At 39.6% G+C, this 20,759-nt stretch carries 10 protein-coding genes; all 10 read left to right on the top strand.

What is annotated here, in order from left to right:
• Positions 1-16 precede the first annotated feature (16 nt).
• The 10 genes from ACRD64_RS17005 (at position 17) to ACRD64_RS16960 (ending at position 20,702) form a co-directional block, all read left to right on the top strand.
• Positions 17-2,581, top strand: a complete 2,565-nt coding sequence (locus ACRD64_RS17005; protein WP_430934655.1) for a GH116 family glycosyl-hydrolase — start codon at positions 17-19, stop codon at positions 2,579-2,581.
• Between the two features lie 13 nt (positions 2,582-2,594).
• Complete coding sequence (locus tag ACRD64_RS17000; protein WP_430934654.1) at positions 2,595-4,055, top strand: sulfatase-like hydrolase/transferase; 1,461 nt, start codon at positions 2,595-2,597, stop codon at positions 4,053-4,055.
• A gap of 33 nt (positions 4,056-4,088) precedes the next feature.
• On the top strand, positions 4,089-4,772 hold the full coding sequence (locus tag ACRD64_RS16995; RefSeq protein ID WP_430934653.1) for a hypothetical protein: 684 nt from the start codon (positions 4,089-4,091) through the stop codon (positions 4,770-4,772).
• 173 nt (positions 4,773-4,945) lie between these two features.
• Positions 4,946-5,389: a hypothetical protein gene (locus ACRD64_RS16990; RefSeq protein ID WP_430934652.1), complete on the top strand. Its 444-nt coding sequence runs from the start codon at positions 4,946-4,948 to the stop codon at positions 5,387-5,389.
• Between the two features lie 2 nt (positions 5,390-5,391).
• The gene (locus ACRD64_RS16985; RefSeq protein WP_430934651.1) at positions 5,392-6,816 is read left to right on the top strand and encodes a sulfatase family protein; all 1,425 of its coding nucleotides are present in this window, start codon (positions 5,392-5,394) and stop codon (positions 6,814-6,816) included.
• Between the two features lie 30 nt (positions 6,817-6,846).
• A complete protein-coding gene (locus ACRD64_RS16980) occupies positions 6,847-8,379 on the top strand; it encodes a sialate O-acetylesterase (RefSeq protein WP_430934650.1) in 1,533 nt (510 codons plus the stop codon).
• A gap of 42 nt (positions 8,380-8,421) precedes the next feature.
• Entirely contained in the window at positions 8,422-9,885 is a 1,464-nt protein-coding gene (locus ACRD64_RS16975; RefSeq protein ID WP_430934649.1) for a sulfatase-like hydrolase/transferase, read from the top strand.
• Between the two features lie 7 nt (positions 9,886-9,892).
• The gene (locus ACRD64_RS16970) at positions 9,893-12,352 is read left to right on the top strand and encodes a sugar-binding domain-containing protein (protein ID WP_430934648.1); all 2,460 of its coding nucleotides are present in this window, start codon (positions 9,893-9,895) and stop codon (positions 12,350-12,352) included.
• A gap of 155 nt (positions 12,353-12,507) precedes the next feature.
• Complete coding sequence (locus tag ACRD64_RS16965; protein ID WP_430934647.1) at positions 12,508-16,575, top strand: two-component regulator propeller domain-containing protein; 4,068 nt, start codon at positions 12,508-12,510, stop codon at positions 16,573-16,575.
• 1,043 nt (positions 16,576-17,618) lie between these two features.
• On the top strand, positions 17,619-20,702 hold the full coding sequence (locus tag ACRD64_RS16960) for a SusC/RagA family TonB-linked outer membrane protein (protein ID WP_430934646.1): 3,084 nt from the start codon (positions 17,619-17,621) through the stop codon (positions 20,700-20,702).
• Positions 20,703-20,759: the final 57 nt, after the last annotated feature.

The raw sequence follows: 20,759 nt of genomic DNA, 5'->3' as shown, positions 1-20,759 counted from the left end.
CTAATAAATTATAAATATGAAATTCGCAATAGTAGTAGTATTTACCATACTGTTTGTTAGCATTTCCAAGGCTCAGGATGCTGACTTGGGTTGGCCGGCACTAAAAACGTATTCAGGTGATTACGCCACGAAAGTGGCCATGCCCTTAGGAGGTATAGGTACCGGTACAGTATCCATTGGAGGTAGAGGCGACTTGCGCGATTGGGAGATTGTCAACCAGGGTGCCCTGGGTTGGAAACCTGTATTCAACTCGGGCAAAGGGTCTATTCGGGTTGCCCCGTTTTTTGCCATACGAACCATTACTCGTGATGGTAATAATCAAACCAGGCTTTTGGAAGGCCCGCTTTCTTCGGACAATCTGGACGGTGATTGGGGCAGCAATGAACTCAACAGTGGTTTTCCCCGCTTTATGTCTTGTGAATTTAATGCGGCATACCCGTTGGCCCAAATTAATTTAAGCGATGAGAACAGTCCGGTTGACGTTAGCATAAAAGCTTTTAACCCAATGGTTCCCGGCGATACAAAAGTCAGCAGCATTCCAGGGGCTATTCTTAAATATGTGGTACACAACAAAACGGATCAAGCTCTAGAGACAACCGTGTGTGGCGCTATTCCAAACTTTATTGGTACCGATGGTTGGGGAGGTAGCGCAGAAGGTAATAAAAATACGTTCCGCAAAGAGAGCACCTTCACCGGTATTTTTATGGAAAATGAAAATAAAGATACCCTCAATGGAAAATGGGGAACCATGGCATTGGTAACTCCGGAAACTGAAGGGATTAGTTATCGCACGCAATGGCACTCTGATTTTAGATGGAATGGTTCTTTGATTAATTTTTGGGACGATTTTAATGATGATGGCATGCTGGAAGAACAGAAAGGAAAGTATCAGGGAAATAAGCCTGCAACTCTAGCGGTCAAAGCTTCCGTTCCCCCAAATGGAACCAAAGAGTTTGTGTTTGTTTTAACATGGAACTTTCCAGTAAGATTGGCCTGGGAAGCACAACCTAATTATGGTGAACATACGCCGATAAGAAATCATTATGCCACGGTTTACGCCGATGCCTGGGATGTGGCTAAAGATATTACGCCCAACCTTAAAACCTTAGAAAAAAGAACAGTAGAATTTGTTGATGCTTTTATAAATTCGGATGTTCCGGAAGTACTGAAAGAAGCTGCCTTATTTAATATGGCCAATTTGCGCAGTCAAACTGTTTTTTGTGATGAAGATGGCTATGCCTTGGGTTGGGAAGGGACTGGCAGTATAGAAGGAACAGCCATCAACCCTAAAGGAGCAAAAGCCGGGTGGGGGTTTGGCAGTTGTACCCATGTGTGGAATTATGAGGTAACCACGCCGTTTTTGTTTGGTGACGTCGCCATGGGTATGCGTGAGGTTGAGTTTAAATATGCTACCAATTTGGAAACCGGCGCCATGGCCCACCGTGTTCGGGTTCCGTTAAAAACAGCTGAACAGAGAATGAAAACAGCGGCTGATGGCCAGCTCGGATGCTTGATAAAAATGTATCGGGAATGGCAGCTGTCCGGCGACAATGCGAAACTGGCAGAACTTTATCCATACATAAAAGCAGCTATGGAGTTTGCCTGGAAAAGCAGTGGTTGGGACAAGGATGCCAATGGCGTATTGGAAGGGAAACACCACAATACCATGGATGTGAACTACATTGGCCCAAACCCTCAAATGGCTACCTGGTATCTGGGAGCATTAAGGGCAAGCGAAGAAATGGCGCTTCATATGAAAGACAAGGCTTTTGCAAAAAAATGCAGGGCTATGTTTGAAAACGGTAGCCAATGGGTGGATGAGAACCTGTTTAATGGTGCGTATTATATTCAGAAAGTACCTGAACCTACCGACTTTCAGGTTGGTGAAGGAATCCTTGTGGATCAGCTGGTGGGGCAATACCTCGCTCATACATGTGGATTGGGTTACCTTTTGGATAAAGACAAAATGACGACGACCTTAAAAACCATTAAAAAGTACAATTGGAAGGAAAATTTCAATAACCATTTGAGTACGTTCAGGAGCTATGCCGTTAATGATGAAAAAGGACTGGTTATGGCCCACTATCCTGAAAATAAGAGGGAAGCACGTCCATTTCCTTATTATAGCGAAGTAATGACCGGCTTTGAATACAGCACAGGTGCCCACATGTTATACGAAGGGTTGGAAGATGAAGGATTAGCCGTTTTTACTGCGATTAGAGACCGTTACGATGGTAAAAAAAGAAACCCGTTTAACGAGGGTGAATTTGGTCACCGTTATGCAAGGGCCATGGCATCATATAGCGGTTTATTGGCGTATACTGGTTTTGAGTATAGTGCTGTAAACGGAACGATGAAATTTAATAACCTGGAAGGGAAATACTTCTGGTCTAACGGCTATCAATACGGAACCATTGAAATAAAAGATAAGGGAGACGAAAAATCAGTGATGCTTACGGTTCTGAATGGAGAACTTTCTTTACAATCATTGAGCCTGAAAGGATTTGGTAAAGTGAAGATTAAAAAGGGAAAAACCTTTCAAGAAGGAGAAACTACAGCGTTAATGGTTTTAGAAAATTGACAAAAGCATTCATATGCAAAATGTAACACCAATTTATTTGTGCCTGTTCGGATTATTGTTTTTCACAATAGTAACCGCATTCGCCCAGAGTGAAAACGAAAAACCAAATATTATTCTCATTTATGTGGATGACATGGGCTACAACGACCTTGGTTGTTACGGTGCTATAGATCCCGGGATAAAGACCCCAAATATCGATCTGCTGGCAGCAAAGGGGATACGGTTTACAAATTACCTTTCTGCGAGCAATGTTTGTTCACCCAGCAGAGGGGCTGTACTGACAGGCCGATATCCGCAACGGAATGGCTTGCCCGTAACGCCGGGCCCCAATGACAGACCCGGCTTTGACTTGTGGAATGAACATGTAGGACTTCCATTGAGCGAAATTACCGTTGCAGAATTGCTGAAATCGCAGGGATATGCCACCGCGGCTTTTGGAAAATGGCATTTAGGAAAAATGGATGGCTTTGGACCCCGCCAGCAAGGATTCGATGAATACATCGGAAGGCTTCACAATTTTCATATTGGCAGAGCGGGAACCTGGTACCATAATGAAGATCCAGTGGATGAAATAAAGTTTAGTCAGGCGCATCAAAAATTAACCGATGCGACGATTGATTTTATGGAAAGGCAACAACAAAACGATAAACCATTTTTTATCTATCTGGCACATTACCTGGTACATGGTCCCTGGTCGCCCAACAAGGAATTTTGTACGCCAGACGAGTGGGCCTCCTACCAGGAGAAAAAAGGGAAAATGAATCCAAAGATCTTTCCGGCCATGGTAAGAGAACTGGATTATCATGTTGGCCTTGTACTCCAAAAGCTGGAAGAGTTGAACATCGGGAAAGAAACCATGGTGATTTTGGCTTCAGATAACGGTCCCTGGTTACCGGCTGGTTCGGCATTCCCATTTTCCGGCGGTAAATACCAAACCCAGGAAGGAGGCCATCGTGTACCTGCAATTATTCGTTGGCCGGCGGGAATTCCTGCCGAACAGGTGTCGGACCAACTGGTCAGTGCACTGGATATTTTACCTACTATTGCTGCTGCAACAAAAACCTTGCTACCGACCGATCGGAAATACGATGGCTACAATCTGTTGCCAATGATGAGTGGTAAGGAAAAACTAAGCCCCAGAAAAGAATTTGCTTATTACAATGGCCTGACATTGGAAGCGGTCAGGCAGGTGGACTGGAAACTTCACCTGCCCCGTGATCCTGATTTGACTGCAAGTTGCGTGTATTGGGCAAAAAGACGAAATAAGAAATTAGCCGCTCCAATGCTTAATAACCTTCAAAGCGATAAAGCAGAAAAAATAGCACTGGATGACCAAAAAAAGATCAATGAGTTAGAAGCGATGGCAGAAATATACCGGGAGGAATTGGGAGACTGGAACAGGAACGGAACGAACCGTCCAAAGTCAACTTACCCCGGAAATTTAAACACGCGAGAGGTAGTTGTGGAAAAATAGGAACGAGTAATATTTATATACCCCTATGATATAATGAAGAATTTAGTTCTAATATTTGGTTTGAGTTTGTTAACAGCAGGTTTAACTTTTAGTCAGGGAACAAACAATGACTATGAGTTTGACACTGAGGATTTAAGTAACATTTTCGATGAGATGGGAATAAATGTATTTAAATTTCCCTTTGAACTTAAAAAAGGAGAATATATTTCCGTGAGTTATGAAATGTATGAAAATGGAAAACGCATAAAACAAAGAAATATTGTTGAAGATATACAAGTTGAAAATGGGCTTAAATTTAATCATCACCATTCTCCAAAAGATACAACCGTATATCATAGACTCTATTTTTATAACAAAGGAGACTCTCTTTTAATGCAATTTGTCGTGCCTGGAATTTCAATTACCGGGAAGGTGGATATAGCAAGGATTGGCCAATCAAGTTTTTCAGCACGCGTCGATATTTTAAAAAATTTACCTCATAAAAGAGAAATAATGTATTATTACGCTAATTACAAAAATAGTGAAAAAGAAAAAGAATCAAAAGGTTGGTTAAACTGCCCGGCTGGAAAATCGAATGAGGAATTAATAGATCGATATGATTTGGTTATTCTTTTCTTTGCAGAACGAATAAATGCACAAAGGGCAAAGCATATCCTGGAAGAAGAGTATTATAAAAATAAGTCCGATGCGAATATTCCAAGTTTATTAACGAATTGAAATACATGAAAAAGGAAATAATATTCAAAGGATATGAGACGGTAAAATTGACTTTTGGGATTGAATTAAATAATTGAAACAAGCATTTTAAAATTTGGATACAGGGGATGGGTGAATTACCCGGTTATAGAACAGGCAGGCGGAGTGCCCATTACAAATAAACATTAAGACGAATGAAAACACTCAATCAAAAATTTTACGGCAGAAGGGAATTAAATGCTGCTAGAAAAAAAGCAATGTACATAGGTGGGATCATTTTATCTCTAATAGGTATGTATGGGGTGTATAAATCGGATTTTGAATTATTCTCATTCTGGAGTATTCTTACTCTTGGTGGAATATTAAATATTATTCAAAGCAAATTTGGAAAAGAATTAATCAAGGAAAAGAATTTCATTTCTCTTAGAAAAGAAGAAATTGAATACAAAAATTCATTTAAGAAGCCCCATAAGATAAAAATTGAAGACTTGCTGGATTTAAGAATTGAAACAGCAAAGGTTGAATTTGTTCAACATGACCAACGGGTTGAATCTTATGATTTCTCTGTTTTTCAAAAACAAGAACTGGATACTATTCATAAAGAGTTAGAAAGAATAAAATCAAACATAAAAAAATAACCATGGTGCCAAGTATTAAACACTTATTATTTGTTCTATTGTCATTCTTAGTAATGTCATGTAATCTCCAAAAACAGGGAAAAGATAAAAAACCAAACTTCATTATCATCTTCACCGATGACCAGGGTTATCAGGATTTGGGCTGTTTTGGTTCGCCAAACATAAAAACCCCAAACGTGGATAAAATGGCAGCTGAGGGAATGAAGTTGACCAATTTTTATGCCCAAACGGTATGTGGCCCATCACGGGCTGCCTTGATGACCGGCTGCTATCCTATGCGGAATGCGCGTAACGATAATGGTGTTGCGCCCCATCCAAAATTGTCATTGAGCGAGGTAACCATTGCTGAGGTTTTGAAACCTGCAGGATATGCTACTTGTATGATTGGTAAATGGGATTTGGCAGGGCATAACCCCGAAAAATTTAATCCCGACCTTTTACCTGTTCATCAAGGTTTTGATTATTCTTTTTTTACACCGGGCAGTAATGATCAGCGAGTGCACCTGCTACGAAATAAAGAAGTTGTTGAGTTAAATGCAGATATGTCCACGCTTACACGACGATATACCGACGAAGCAATGGCTTTTATAGAAAAGCAAAAGGACCGTCCTTTCTTCCTTTATCTGGCGCATACCATGCCGCATACCAAATTGGCGGTTTCCGACGATTTTAAGGGTAAATCGGAAGGGGGGCTCTATGGCGATGTGATTGAAGAAATAGATTTTAACGTAGGGCGCATATTGTCCAAGCTGAAAGAAAGCGGATTAGATGAAGATACCTATGTGATTTATACCAGTGATAATGGCCCCTGGTGGATTAAAAAAGAGCACGGTGGGCACGCCGAGCCCTTGCGAGGCGCAAAAACCTCGGCTTGGGAAGGAGGCTTGCGTGTTCCGTTCATTATCCGTGCACCAGGAAAAGTGCCTGCCCAAACCACATCGGACCAGCTCACTGCCACCATTGACTTATTGCCTACCATTGCCCAAATTGCGGGAGCGGAAATCCCTACGGATAGAGTCATTGACGGTCTGGATATTTCAGCCATTTTATATGGGAAATCAAGTTCCCTGGAACGTCCTTATTTCTATTACCAGCATCAGGAATTACGTGCGGTGCGAATGGGAAAATGGAAATTGCATCTACCTCATAATCCCGATTCCAAATCCATAGTTTACAGAAAGTGGCCAATCCATATAGCACCTGAAGACAGGATAATGTTTGATGACTATGTATTGTATGATTTGGATATTGATATAGCAGAAACGACTAATGTGGCCAATGAACATCCCGAAGTAGTTGCAGAATTAAGTAAGCTTCTGGACTGGGCAAAAAAGGATATAGGAGATGTTGAAAAACGAGGCGAAAATGCGCGGCTACTTGGTGATGAGCCATATCTTACGCCCAATGAACTGATACAGGTAAAGTAAAATGGATAACAGTTATTAAACGAATCGAACATGTTTAAATCTCCAATTAAAATTCAGCTGGTCATTTCACTGCTTATTATAGGCAGTTCAATGGCCTTTGGACAAAATCTAAAACTAGCCAATATATTTGGCGACCATATGATTTTGCAAAGAGAAAAAGAAGTTCCTGTTTGGGGGCATAGCGCACCTAAAGACAAGATCACGGTAACATTTGCCGGGCAGAAAAAAACGACGAGAGCCACAGCCGATGGAAAGTGGATGGTTAAGCTAGATCCTTTAAAGGGTTCCGCCAAGGGGCAAGATATGATCGTATCAGGTGAAAGTAAGGTGGTTATTAAAGATATTTTAGTGGGGGAAGTCTGGATCTGTTCCGGCCAATCTAATATGTTTATGTCCGCTTCGTCGATACCCGAAATAAGGGGCTTGGTCCCACTGGTAAAAAATATTAGAAGTTTTAACGTGCAAAACCTGGTAGCCTTAGAGGAACAGGATGAAGTGCAGGGACAATGGAAAGTAACTCACCCCCAAAGTGCGGTAGCCTTTTCATTTGCTTATTTTCTCAATAACCTGGCCAATGTGCCTGTAGGGATCATCCAAACTGCCTGGGGTAGCTCTTCAATAGAGGCCTGGATGCCTAGAAGTATGACCAGGGAACTACCGCATTTTGATACCATAATGAAGGAGTTTGATGCTGATACCTTGCGCGTGGCTAAAATCAATGAATTGGTGCGTCGGTCAGATGCCTGGACAAATCAAGAGAATATCTTTCTAAGACGTCATTCCAATATTATTTACAATGCCATGATGCACCCGCTTATCCCTTTTGCATGCAGGGGACTGGTTTGGTATCAGGGCGAACGTAACACGCGTTATCTGTCGGGCCTGCCGGAGGTTAGTGAAAAAGATTGGTTTCACCGGGTATGCGGGATGAAGGATTATGACGAAGTGCTCAAAAAATGGATACTGAATTACCGCAGGCAATGGCAGGACGACAAGATGCATTTTATGGTAATTATGCTACCGGGTTATGGTAAGGGACCGCAGACCAAGCAAGCCATAGATCCTGAAAGCCCCACCGAACCTTCCTGGGCCTGGATGCGCGAATCCCAATTGGCATCACTGGATTTGCCGAACACTTCAGTAGTAAACACCATCGATTTGGGAGATCTGAAAAATATCCACCCACAGGATAAGCTGCCGATCGGACAAAGAGCTGCCCTGTTAGCCACAAAAAATACACTCCATCAAGAAGTTTCGGCCATGGGGCCTACGTTTAAGAGCGTGGACTTACAAGGCGAAAAAATAATCGTTCATTTTAACAATGCCTCCGGGCTAAAAACCACAAACAGCAAAGCCCCATCCGGCTTTTGGATTGCAGATGAAAGCGGGGAGTGGGTGAAGGCAAATGCTGAAATTGTAGGTGAAACGGTAACCTTAAGTTCTCCAAAAATTAAAGAGCCTAAATATATTCGGTATGCTTTTGCTGGAAAACCTACTGTTAATTTGGTGAACAAAAGTGAATTACCGGCTTATCCATTTAGAACAGATAACTGGGATAACTGATCTATGATGGGATAAAGTGAATCAACCTATAGATGATAAAATATGATGATGAGTAAAATATTGAAATATACCACTGTTTTGCTAAGAAAATTAAGTGTAATTGTCCTGCTGTTTGGTGGCTGTAATATCATAACATCGAAAGCTCAAGATAAACCTAATGTAATCTTAATCCTTGCCGACGATCTAGGTTACAGCGATATAGGCTGTTATGGTGCAAAGCACGTAAAAACACCAAATCTTGATGGGCTTGCAGATCAAGGGCTCCGCTTTACGAATTATCATACCGCAGCTTCTATATGTTCTCCTTCAAGAGCCGCTTTATTAATTGGTGCATATCCCCAGAGAACAGGTTTATACATGGGCATAAATCCCAGGCGCGATGCACACTGGTTTTTGGGGTTGAATCCCGACGAGATTACCATTGCCGAACAATTTAAAAAGCAGGATTATACCACGTTTATGGTGGGTAAATGGCATCTGGGTACCGAAGAAAAATTTTCATGCTTAAACCAAGGCTTCGACGAATATTATGGAATGCCATGTAATTTTGGCCACAGTAAAGAGTTCTATGACGGGAAGGAATTGGTATATGAAGTGACTCCCCTCGAAAAACTGACCAGCTTATATACCGAACGAATATGCACGTTTATTGAAGAGGAAGCCGATAAGCCCTTTTTTTTATTCTATTCGCATAATTACCCGCATACGCCATATAAGGCGGGCAAAAATTTCGTAGGTTCTTCTGGCGATGGCGTTAGAGGCGATGTTATTCAGGAGTTCGACTGGAGTATTGGTGAAATGATAAATTCACTGGAAAAGACCGGTAAATTATCCAATACTATCATCATTTTTACTTCCGACAATGGACCTACCAAAAACAAGTACGCTGTTCCATATCGCGGAACCAAATATGTTTCTCTCGAAGGAGGTCACAGGGTACCCTTTATTATTTCGTGGCCGGAAGGTATTGATAAAGGTGCTATGCTGAATGTTCCGGTATTTTCTTTCGATGTCTTTCCTACACTTTCAGAGATAATTGGAGCAGAAATTCCCAAAGACAGAACGTATGACGGGAAAAGCATTTTGCCGATTTTCAAAGGGGACAGCTCGGTTATAGATCCGGAAAAGCCTTATTATTACTACAACTGTGAAAATTTGCAGGCCGTATCCTATAAGCATTGGAAGTTACACTTGCCCCGTTCCATTGAGCAGATTCCTTTTTGGGATAAAAGTAAAACCGAGTTTATTGACATCGAGAAACCGGTTTTGTACGACCTTTTGAATGATATTCACGAGACTAGGGATGTATCAAGGGAACACCCCGAAATAGTGGAGAAATTATTGAAAATAGCAAAAAAAGCGCGTGAAGAATTAGGCGAGTACAATCAAAGAGGGAGCGGACAGCGTATAACTGGGACTTTATTTCCGGACGTACCGGTTATCAGTCACCCAAGGGATTGGGAAAAGTTACCGGAGAAAAAAAAGGAATTAACCCGTAGAAAATAAAACTCAAATGACACATCAAACAATTAATTTAAATTTGAAAAGTTATAAAATCAACAGCTTTTTGGGATTTATCCTGTTTATTGTTGTTAACACGAATAGTTATGCTCAAGTCTCGTTTGGTGAAAGCCTTTTGTTGCATGACGGATGGTATTTTACTTTGGACAATCCGGAGAATGCGCAGGACCCCGGTTTTAACCATGAGAAGTGGCGTTTGCTCAATGTGCCGCACGACTGGAGTATTGAAGCACCACTCAGCCCTTCCTTATCGAGTTGTACCGGCTATTTGCCCGGGGGAATTGGTTGGTACCGTAAATCGCTTGATTTGTCAGGGCTCACCTTAGACCAAAAAGCCTGGTTGTACTTTGAAGGCGTTTACAACCGAACCGAAGTATATGTAAACGGACAACTGGTGGGCAAGCGTCCCAACGGTTATATCTCGTTCTGTTACGATATTACACCTTTTGTTACCCGTACAAAACACAACGTAATAGCCGTAAAGGTTGATCATAGCCGGGAAGCTGATTCGCGTTGGTATACAGGTTCCGGTATCTATCGCGATGTATATTTGATAACCTCGGGGAAAGTTCATTTTGCACAATGGGGGATACGCTACACGACGCCTGAAGTTTCTGCAAGAAAGGCCAAGGTTTCCGTAAAAATGGAAGTAAAAAACGAATCCGCTGAGACGAAACTTTTGAAATTAGTTAACGAGTTGATTGATTCGGAAGGAAATGTGGTGGCTACTTCAAGTAGGAATCTTGAAATGGCCCCGGAATCCGATAAGCTTGCGGACGCCGAATTGAAAGTCAATAACCCAAAGCTTTGGGGGGTGGATAACCCTTACCTCTATACATTGCAAACCAGGCTGCAAGAGGGGGGCAAGATTATTGATAAAACCGAAACTAAAGTTGGTATCCGAAGTATTCATTTTGATGCCAATACCGGGTTTTACCTGAACGGAAAAGGAATGAAGATCAAGGGGGTCTGTATCCACCACGATGCAGGGTGCCTGGGAAGTGCCGTGCCAAAAGAAGTTTGGAAACGAAGATTACAGAACTTGAAAGATTTGGGCTGCAATGCAATACGAATGAGCCATAACCCCCAGGCTCCTGCGGTGTATGATTTGTGTGATGAGTTGGGCTTATTGGTTAAGGATGAGGCTTTTGATGAATGGGAATATCCCAAACGTAAATGGCTGGTTGGCTGGAATAAAGGCAAACCGGGATATGAAGGTTCCTATGACTTCTTTGAAGAGTGGAGCAGCCGAGATGTGGCCGATATGGTCAGGCGCGACCGCAATCACCCATCCATCATTATGTGGAGTATAGGCAATGAGGTGGATTATCCGAACGACCCTTATTCGCACCCGGTTCTGGATCACGGAAGAATAAAACAAAAGGTATACGGGGGTTATTTGCCCGATGCCCCTCAGGCAGTGCGCTTGGGCGATATCGCCAAAAGGCTTTCGGCGGAGGTGCGCAGGCACGACGGTTCTCGTCCGGTTACAGCCGCTTTGGCCGGTGTAATCATGTCAAACCATACGGAGTACCCGGGTAGCCTGGATGTTTGCGGATACAATTATACCGAGGGACGTTATGCGCTTGACCATGAAGAATATCCTGAGCGCGTGATATATGGCAGTGAAAACGGACATTCAATGGCCGCCTGGAATGCGGTGAAAAACAATGATTTTATTGCGGCACAGTTTTTATGGACAGGCATAGATTATTTGGGTGAATCCGGTGCCTGGCCTGCGCGTGGAGGAAATGGAGGTCTTTTAAACTATGCCGGATTTGTGAAGCCTCGCGGGGAGTTCCGCCGTGCTTTGTGGAGTGAAAAGCCTGTGGCATACCTGGGAACAACTACTTCCAATTCGAATGTTAAAAATTTAACCCGTCGTGCCTGGCCCGCGTGGAACTACCAAAAGGGGGAGATGGTCAAAGTGCTGGCTTTTACAAATTCCGGCAAGGCCAAATTGATGCTAAACGGGCACCAGGTGGGTGATGTGAAAGAATATGATGATGAAACCGGGGTATTTTTCTGGGAAATTCCCTTTGAACCGGGTCAATTGGAAGTGATAGCTGTAAATGAATCCGGGCAAGAGGAAAGTCGTTCTGTTATTCAAACATCTAAGCAGCCCCATGCCATTCAAATCCATTGGGACAAAAAGGAAATTTCAAGAGAAATGGGGGTGGCCCAGATAGAAATCGGCATCGTTGATGAAGATGGTATTCCTGTAGTACTGGCCGACAACGAAATAACCTGTAGGGTTAATGGGCCGGCTAAATTGCTCGGTTTAGAAGCCGGCAACGATCGTGATATGGGAGATTATCGCGACAACAAGCAACGTGTTCACAATGGAAAAATGATAGCCTATATTCAGGCTACCGGTGAGCAAGGGGATGTGGAAGTCACGTTTAGCTCGCCTTGGTTAACAAGTTCAAAATGTACCATTAAAACAAAATAAAAATAAAAGTTTTAGACGAAAATTATATAAACAATCATTAATTAAAATAGAGAATTATAACTATTTTGCAATAACATACAATTCATGTTAAGGAAGTATTGGTACTTTATGGACAAACTGATGTAGGGGATATGGATGAAAATTGAACAAATGTTATGAAAAGTTATTACTTGAAATCTATTTTTGTTATCATATTTTGTTTTTATGTTGGTTTGGCCTATTGCCATTCTTTTAATAAGATTGTCACACAAGAAGGAGAAACTAATTTAAGTGTTCGCCAGATTATGCAGGATAGGCAAGGCTTATTGTGGTTGGCCACTTTTAGTGGGGTGTACGTTTATAATGGCTCCGATAATACTGTCCACTTTAATAAAAATAGTGAGATTGACAATGATGTTACGGCCATAGCGCAGGATAAGAATGGATTTATTTGGATAGGTACGAATAATGGGTTGGCGAAGTATGATCCTCAAACCGAAAAGATAGTTAGTTATAGTCATGACAAGAAGAATCCGCGTTCAATTTCTGATCAAAAAATAAGATGCATCACAGTTGATTCAAATGGGCAAATATGGATTGGAACCAGAGAAGGCGGATTAAATTTATATACTCCGGAAAATGATTCTTTTAAATCGTTTAAAATTGGAAATGGTGAAGGCTATGCAGAGTATATTAAATGCATTTTGTTGGCTAAAAACGGATCAATATGGCTTGGTACGTGGCAAAATGGGGTATACTGTTTATCTGTGTCTAATACAGAAATAAAGTCTGTTACAAACTATCGATCGGAGGATCCATCCAAACGTTTATCGCATAACCATGTTTATTGTCTTTTTGAAGATGCTAATGGAAACATTGTTGCAGGAACTCGTAACGGTTTGAATGTAATAGATCCTGATGAAAAAAAAGTATGTCAGTATCATGTCTCCAAAAAACTCTCGCAAGGTAGAATGACAAACTACATCAGATCCATTTACAAAGATAAGAATGAAAAAATTTGGGTAGGTACCTGGGGAGGTATCGTCATTTGTGATAATTTTTTGGATTTGAAGACTGAAGATGTGGAGCTGGTTTATCACGATAGCAAGTACGCGCATTCTATTTCCAATAATCAAATCATGGATATATTCCAGGATAACTCCGGAAGTGTTTGGATTGGAACGGAAAATGGATTGAACAACTATGATCCATATCAAAATCAGTTTCAGTACATTGGAGGAGACGTGATTAATGACCTTCAGGAACAAACGGCTACTGATTTTTATCCTTATAAAGATGGTGTGCTAATCATGACACTATCTCATGGCATCATTTTTAAAAATGAAAAGTCTAACAGGTACTTTCCGGCAAATAATCAGTTTGCAAAGTATGGAGAGAAATTATATGCTTTACTGGTTGATTCCAAAAATAACGTTTGGGCTGGTACATATAATGGAATGTTGATTAGGATGGATGGTCATAATCAATCATTTAGCGCCTATCGACATTCTGCAAACAATTCTCCCATATATGTATTGGAAGAGTCTGTTGATGGAAATATTCTTGTTGGAACCAGAGGAGAAGGATTAAAACTATTTGATCCTTTAAAAAATACCTTTAAAAAATACGCTGGATTACCAGATGAGGTTGAAGTTAATGACATCCTGATCGATGAAAACGAAAAAATATGGATAATTAGTCAGTATGGTATATATAGGCAAGATGCAAAATATGATGTGTTTGAGCATTATTTACCTGAAAACCATATGGGCAAAACAACTCCAAATGTATTTACCTCCATCGTTGAGTCGGGAAATGGCGGAATATATATCGGGGGCAGAAATGGTTTTTATCAATATGACAAAGGCTTAAACGTGTTTCGGCCTATTGTTTTCGGACAATTAGATCCTTTGTGGGTTACAAATATTCAGGTTGATTCAAAGGATAATCTATGGTTGAACCTGAACTTTAATAAAATAGCCAAAGTTAATCCTGAATTGTCCCAAATTAAGTTTTTTAATGTCAATAATGGGATCAGAAGCAGTCAGTATAACCGGCGTGGTTTTTTTATTGACCATACAGACAAACTTTATTTAAGTGGTTTTGATGATATATATCAGTTTAATACTTCATCTCTTGTGGTTAACAATTATTCGCCAGCTCCTGTTTTTTCCTCTTTAACTGTAAATAACACAGAATTGCATCCCGGAACCGAAATAAATAACCAGGTCATATTAAGTAAAAACATCAACCATCAGAAGGAAATTACCCTGAATCATCGTAATAAAGATTTTACCATAAATTTTATATCAACCTCTTATCTCAATCAAGAAGCAAATCAGTTTAGATATATTCTTCATGGCTATGATAAAGACTGGCATATTGGAAATCAGAAGTTGGCGCACTATACGAATTTATCAGCTGGCAAGTACACTTTTGAGGTATTTAGTGCGAATAACGATGGTATTTGGAGCAAAAACTCAGCTTCACTTCCGATAAGAGTTAAACCATCCCCGTTGTTTAGTAAATGGGCCATTATTCTATATATCGTAGTTCTTGCTTTATTAATTTATCAAATTCGAAAAGTGCTCATCATCCGGTTGCGACTTAAGAATGACCTGCTTATTGAGCGTGTAAAACGTGAAAAGGAAGAAAAGTTTCATCAGGAAAGGTTAAGGTTTTACACAAATATTTCACATGAGTTACGAACACCACTTACTTTAATAATGGGGCCAATAAGGCAGCTTATTGATTATAATAAAAATGATGAAGAGAGAAGTAGGCTTCAACAGTTGATACTTAATAATTCGAATAGGTTATTAAATTTGGTAAACCAGATACTTGATTTTCGGAAATCGCTTTATGAAGGGATGAAAATAAAAGTGACGTACTCAAACATAGTTGCTATAACTGAATCAAATTTGGAGGCTTTCGAATTTATGTCCAAAGAAAAATCGATAGCCACCGAATTTTTCTTTGAAAAAAAGGTGATTAACGGATGGTTTGACCGTGAAAAATTAGATATCATTTTATTTAACCTGTTATCAAATGCTTATAAATACACGCCCGAAATGGGCACGGTGACAGTTGAGCTTAAGGTATTATCATCAGGCGAAGCATTAACGGATCAGCAAGTTGAGATTAGCATAACCAATACGGGTAAAGGAATCGATAAACATTTACATGCAAAGATATTTGAACGTTTTTACCAGACGGATGGTCAAGCTAAATCAACCGGAACAGGAATCGGACTTTCACTTGTAAAAAATCTGGTGGAGTTGCACCATGGTAGCGTGAATGTGGATAGTCAATTAGGCGAGTCAACCACCTTTACGGTTTGCTTACCACTTACCAAACAACCATATGCAGAAGAAGAAATATTTGATTTAGAGAGTGATTTAAACAAGCAAATGAGGCAGGTTATCAATTATGCTGAAAACCAACAGAAAGATGTTAACACCATTGAAAATAAGGATGGTAAACAAAGAATTGTAATTGTTGAAGATAATTATGAATTAAGAGAGTTTTTATACGACTTTTTATCGGAGGAGTATTGTGTTTTTACTGCTAATGATGGCTTAGAAGGTTTAAGTGTTTGTGAAGAACATAGCCCACATCTGATTATCTCAGATATTATGATGGAAAATATGGATGGGTTAGAGTTTTGTAAAAAAATAAAATCAAATCCTGAGATAAGCCACATCCCTGTAATATTAATGACTGCTCTTGCATCCTCCGACATTAAAATGGATGGTTATAAAACAGGTGCCGATGACTATATAACCAAGCCTTTTGAACCCCAATTGTTAAAGGTGCGAATAAAAAATTTAATTAGTAAACTCCATCATCTTAAAAGTGACTATTTACATGATATTAATATCACACCTAAAGAATTAACCTTATCCCAATTAGATGAAGATCTATTAAAAAAGATGATTGAATTAGTGGAGGTAAATCTGGATAATTCGGATTATAATAATGAATTATTATGCCAGGATTTAGGAGTCAGCTACTCATACCTGTACCGAAAAATCAAAAACATTACAGGAACATCGCCTAGTGATTTTGTACAAACATTTCGTTTAAAAAAGGCTGCTCATATGTTAATTAAAACTAAATATAATATATCTGAAGTTGCCTTTAAAGTAGGTTACAATGATGCGCTATATTTCAGCAAGTGCTTTAAAAAGCATTTTGGCGAGTCTCCCAGCATATATATAAAAAGACAGAAAATAAAATGTTAACAGTAGGGTTCGACATGTAAATACTCTTCTGGTTTTATAATTTTCCGGTAATTTATTTTTTAAATCATCCTGCTTTAAGTACTATATAATTGAAAAAGTTCTTGCTTGTTTCATATTCGATTTAACCTTTTTCAAAACAACACAATGCTAGTCACCTAGGGGAGTGTATCTAATGCTGATTGATCCTTTTTATAAAGGTTTCGTTTATTCGATATATAGCCGGTACGCAGTTTGGCCACTTGACAATCGAACAGGATCAGGTGCATCCGTAATTTTTATCGAACAATCATTCGCTTGAATTTCAGCCTTTACTTTTTGACTATCACTCTTGAGAAGAATCGTCTGGTTATCCAATATTTTATAATCTGAATAGGTCATAAGTGTAGTTCCAAACGCAATTGATTTAGACGCTTCAAACTCATCTTTAATTTATTAAGTTACTACGTTCAATAAATTTGGATAGTTAACCTTTGTCGCCGCAGTAAATAAAATAGTTAAAAAAAACCATACTCAGTGTAGTTCATTCTTCACGTTCATTAAACGTAGATTGAATATTATATAGGTATTGGGTTAAATATTACATGTTCCCTAATACTATTTAGTCAATTCTCTTCTGGCTTGTAAGTGTCATATATTCAGTGATTAATAGACATTGATTTAATATTGCATGTATCAGATTAAATTTTACATACTTCCAATATGTCTTCTGTTTAAATTTGTGATGTTAATAAATCTTAAAAAATCATATCGCCTATGTAAAGTAATAAGTCAATCCATCACATCAAGAGAGGTTAAAAATTATTGCAAATAATTTAAACCCGGATTATGTATTGGGGGTTCGTCATGAGCATTGCAAGTACAATAAAACAAGGCATTACTGAAACGAGGCATCACTTGTCCCGATTACTTTCGGGAGCATCGTTCTGGTGGGTTGAAGTGATGCAACGAAGTGTCTTGGTTTAAAGTAATTTCAAAGGGTAATAGAATTTCTAATGCATATTGCGGGTTAAATCCAAGTTATTATGAATATAAATCTAAAATCTATGAAACATTTACCAAAAATTTTTATCACGCTGGTATTATTAGTCAGTTGGACCTCAATATTTGCCCAGCAAATTAATATAACCGGAAAAGTTGTCAGTGATACAAACGAATCAATACCGGGTGTTACCATCGCTATCAAGGGAACATCCACAGGAACCATTACCGGATCCGATGGAAGGTATTCATTGAACGTACCGAACAAATCGTCAATTATTGTTTTCTCTTTTATTGGATTTGAGAGCCAGGAAATAGCAGTTGGTAATCAAACGACAATTAACGTTACACTATTATCTTCTATGCAAAGCCTTGATGAAGTAGTGGCCATTGGATATGGATCTGTAAAAAGAACAGATTTAACCGGGGCTGTGGCTTCTTTAAGCACGAAAAATTTAACAGAACAAAAGAAAACTGATATTGGTCAAGCTATGCAGGGGCGAGTTGCCGGTGTTGATGTAAAAACCAGTAACAATAAACCAGGCGCTCCAATGTCAATTGATATCAGAGGTAATACGGTTATTCAAAACACGAATGAAACGCGTGATGGATTAAGCGATGACTTAGCTGCCGACCTTTCTAAACCATTATATGTGGTGGATGGTGTTTTCTTTGAAGATATTAACATTTTGAACCCTTCGGATATTCAGCAAATGGATATCTTAAAAGATGCGTCGGCTACAGCAATCTATGGAGCAAGAGGTGCGAATGGGGTGGTATTAATTACTACTAAAAACGGTGTTGAAGGAAAAACAAGGTTTACGTACGAGGGTACTGTTGGTGTAAACTCAGTAGCCAATAAACCGGATATGTTTAATGGAGACGAGTATGTTGCTTTTGTTGAAGATGTAATAAGAAGTAGGAATTGGCAAGGGCTATTTGATTTTAATACACCATATTATCCAACTGTTGAAGATTATAATACACTTCCTGTAGATTTTTCAGGCGAATTCAGATCGTCAAATGAAGAAGTGGACAATGTGGCCAACCGTCGTTATACCGATTGGCAGGATGACTACATAGAAACAGGGATTCAAACCAGTCATTCTTTAGGATTGTCTGGAGGAAGCAAAGGGCTAATATATAATGGGTCTATCGGATACTTAAGTAACGAAGGTATCATGGGTAATCAAAAATATGAACGTTACAATTTGAGTGCTTCCATTACCAAAAAGGTATCGGATCAGTTTTCGGTAGGTTTAAAATCTTACTTGTCATTATCAGAGCGCGAAACAGGAAGTAATGAGTTGTTTCGTAGCACATTACGTTTAGCACCTACGGTAAATCCACGTGACCCTGAAGGAAACCTTATTTTGTTCCCTGACGATCAGGATGGACGTTTCTTAAATCCTTATTATGAAGCGTACGAAGATGCATGGTTAAACAATACAAGAACATTGGATGTGATTGCCAATGTATTTTTAAACTATAAACCCGCAAAGTGGTTAAGTTTTAAAACACAATTTGCACCGAATATACGAACTTCCCGCCATGGACAGCAATTCGGATTGTTAACAAAATCAGCAAGAAATGAAGAGTCTCGCACACGTGCGTATTATGATACGTTTTTTAATACGTCTTACACTTGGGACAATATTGCAGATTTTAATTTTGATGTGGCTGATGGACACAATTTAAAAGCCACCTTAATCTCTTCTGTGTATTACAGACAAGATGAAGGTAGCATGATTGAAACCAGAAATTTTGATACGGATGTGTATCAATACTACAACACAGCTGCCGGATTAGATGTGCGAAATTATGCAACGGCCTATGAAAAAGAAACCTTAGCCTCATTTGCCGGTAGATTAAACTATAATATATATGAAAAATACCTATTTACTTTTACAGGTCGATATGATGGGTCATCTAAATTAGCTGCCGGTCATGAGTGGGCATTCTTCCCATCTGTGGCGTTTGCCTGGCGAGCTGGCGAAGAGACTTTTTTACAAGATATATATTGGCTAAACAACCTTAAATTCCGCTTCAGTTATGGAGAATCAGGTAATGACAGCCCGGTAAGCCCGTATCAATCTTTAGCGTTTTTAAATGGAGCAGACTATCCTTTTGGAGACAGCCATGTGAATGGTGTACAAGTAGCCGGGTTGGCCAACTATGATTTGACGTGGGAACGCTCCAAAGAGTTCAACATAGGGGTGGATTTAGGTGTGCTGAAAAATAGAATACGTTTAGGGTTAGAAGTCTATAATAAGAAAACCGTGGATGCCATTTTAGGAAAATCCTTATCGGCTATAACAGGATTTAGTGCGGCCGTTGGTAATTATGGTTCAGTGAGAAATAAAGGTGTGGAAATCACCCTGAACACGACCAATTTACAAACTGAGGACTTTAAGTGGACTACCAGCTTAAACTATGCTCGAAACAAAAACGAAATATTGGAGCTTGATGGTGATTTAGATAAAATTCCTTATGGGAACCATGGCGTACGCCAAATAGGGGAAGCAGTAGATGCTATTTATAATTACGAAATTGTTGGTATTTGGCAGTTGGATGAGGCTGAAGAGGCGCATAGCTACAATAGTTATCCAGGGCAATGGAAATATGCCGATCTTAATGACGATGGTGCTTTAAATGAAGAAGATAAAAAAGTAATTGGATCTATTTCTCCCGATTGGATTGGTGGTATGACCAATACTTTTATGTATAAAAATTTCGATTTAAGTGTGCAAATGTATACCAGGCAGGGAGCATACGGTCATTCAGAATTTTATAACAACTTTGCCCCATGGCAAAACGATAGAGCAAAGTTTAATAAGGTAGATTTAGATTATTGGACGCCTAATAATCAGGATGCCAAATACCCGGCAGCTCATTATGCAAGTACAGGAAATAACTATTATACCGACTACGATTTTGTTAAAATAGGAAACATCGGTTTAGGTTATAATGCTTCACAAGCTTTGTTGGATAAGCTAAAAATGTCGAGCCTAAGGGTAACCTTAGATATTCAAAATCCATTTACGTTTACCGATTATGCCGGACCTGATCCTGAAACCGGTATGGGAAACACCTATAACGCAGGCTATATGATGAAAACAGTATTATTCGGAGTAGAGTTATCGTTCTAATTTTTAAATAAATGAAAGATGAAACGAGCCATAAGTATTGCTTATTCAGCAGAAAAA

The organism is Saccharicrinis sp. 156 (assembly GCF_050589685.1).
Lineage (GTDB): Bacteria > Bacteroidota > Bacteroidia > Bacteroidales > Marinilabiliaceae > Saccharicrinis.
The sequence above is the reverse complement of the archived record's forward strand: the minus strand, read 5'-3'. Positions and strand labels throughout refer to the sequence as shown.

Coding starts and splice junctions, on each gene's coding strand:
- ACRD64_RS16980 (WP_430934650.1), top strand. CDS start 6,847: ATGTTTAAATCTCCAATTAAAATTCAGCTGGTCATTTCACTGCTTATT.
- ACRD64_RS16960 (WP_430934646.1), top strand. CDS start 17,619: ATGAAACATTTACCAAAAATTTTTATCACGCTGGTATTATTAGTCAGT.
- ACRD64_RS17000 (WP_430934654.1), top strand. CDS start 2,595: ATGCAAAATGTAACACCAATTTATTTGTGCCTGTTCGGATTATTGTTT.
- ACRD64_RS16965 (WP_430934647.1), top strand. CDS start 12,508: ATGAAAAGTTATTACTTGAAATCTATTTTTGTTATCATATTTTGTTTT.
- ACRD64_RS16975 (WP_430934649.1), top strand. CDS start 8,422: ATGATGATGAGTAAAATATTGAAATATACCACTGTTTTGCTAAGAAAA.
- ACRD64_RS16990 (WP_430934652.1), top strand. CDS start 4,946: ATGAAAACACTCAATCAAAAATTTTACGGCAGAAGGGAATTAAATGCT.
- ACRD64_RS16985 (WP_430934651.1), top strand. CDS start 5,392: ATGGTGCCAAGTATTAAACACTTATTATTTGTTCTATTGTCATTCTTA.
- ACRD64_RS16995 (WP_430934653.1), top strand. CDS start 4,089: ATGAAGAATTTAGTTCTAATATTTGGTTTGAGTTTGTTAACAGCAGGT.
- ACRD64_RS16970 (WP_430934648.1), top strand. CDS start 9,893: ATGACACATCAAACAATTAATTTAAATTTGAAAAGTTATAAAATCAAC.
- ACRD64_RS17005 (WP_430934655.1), top strand. CDS start 17: ATGAAATTCGCAATAGTAGTAGTATTTACCATACTGTTTGTTAGCATT.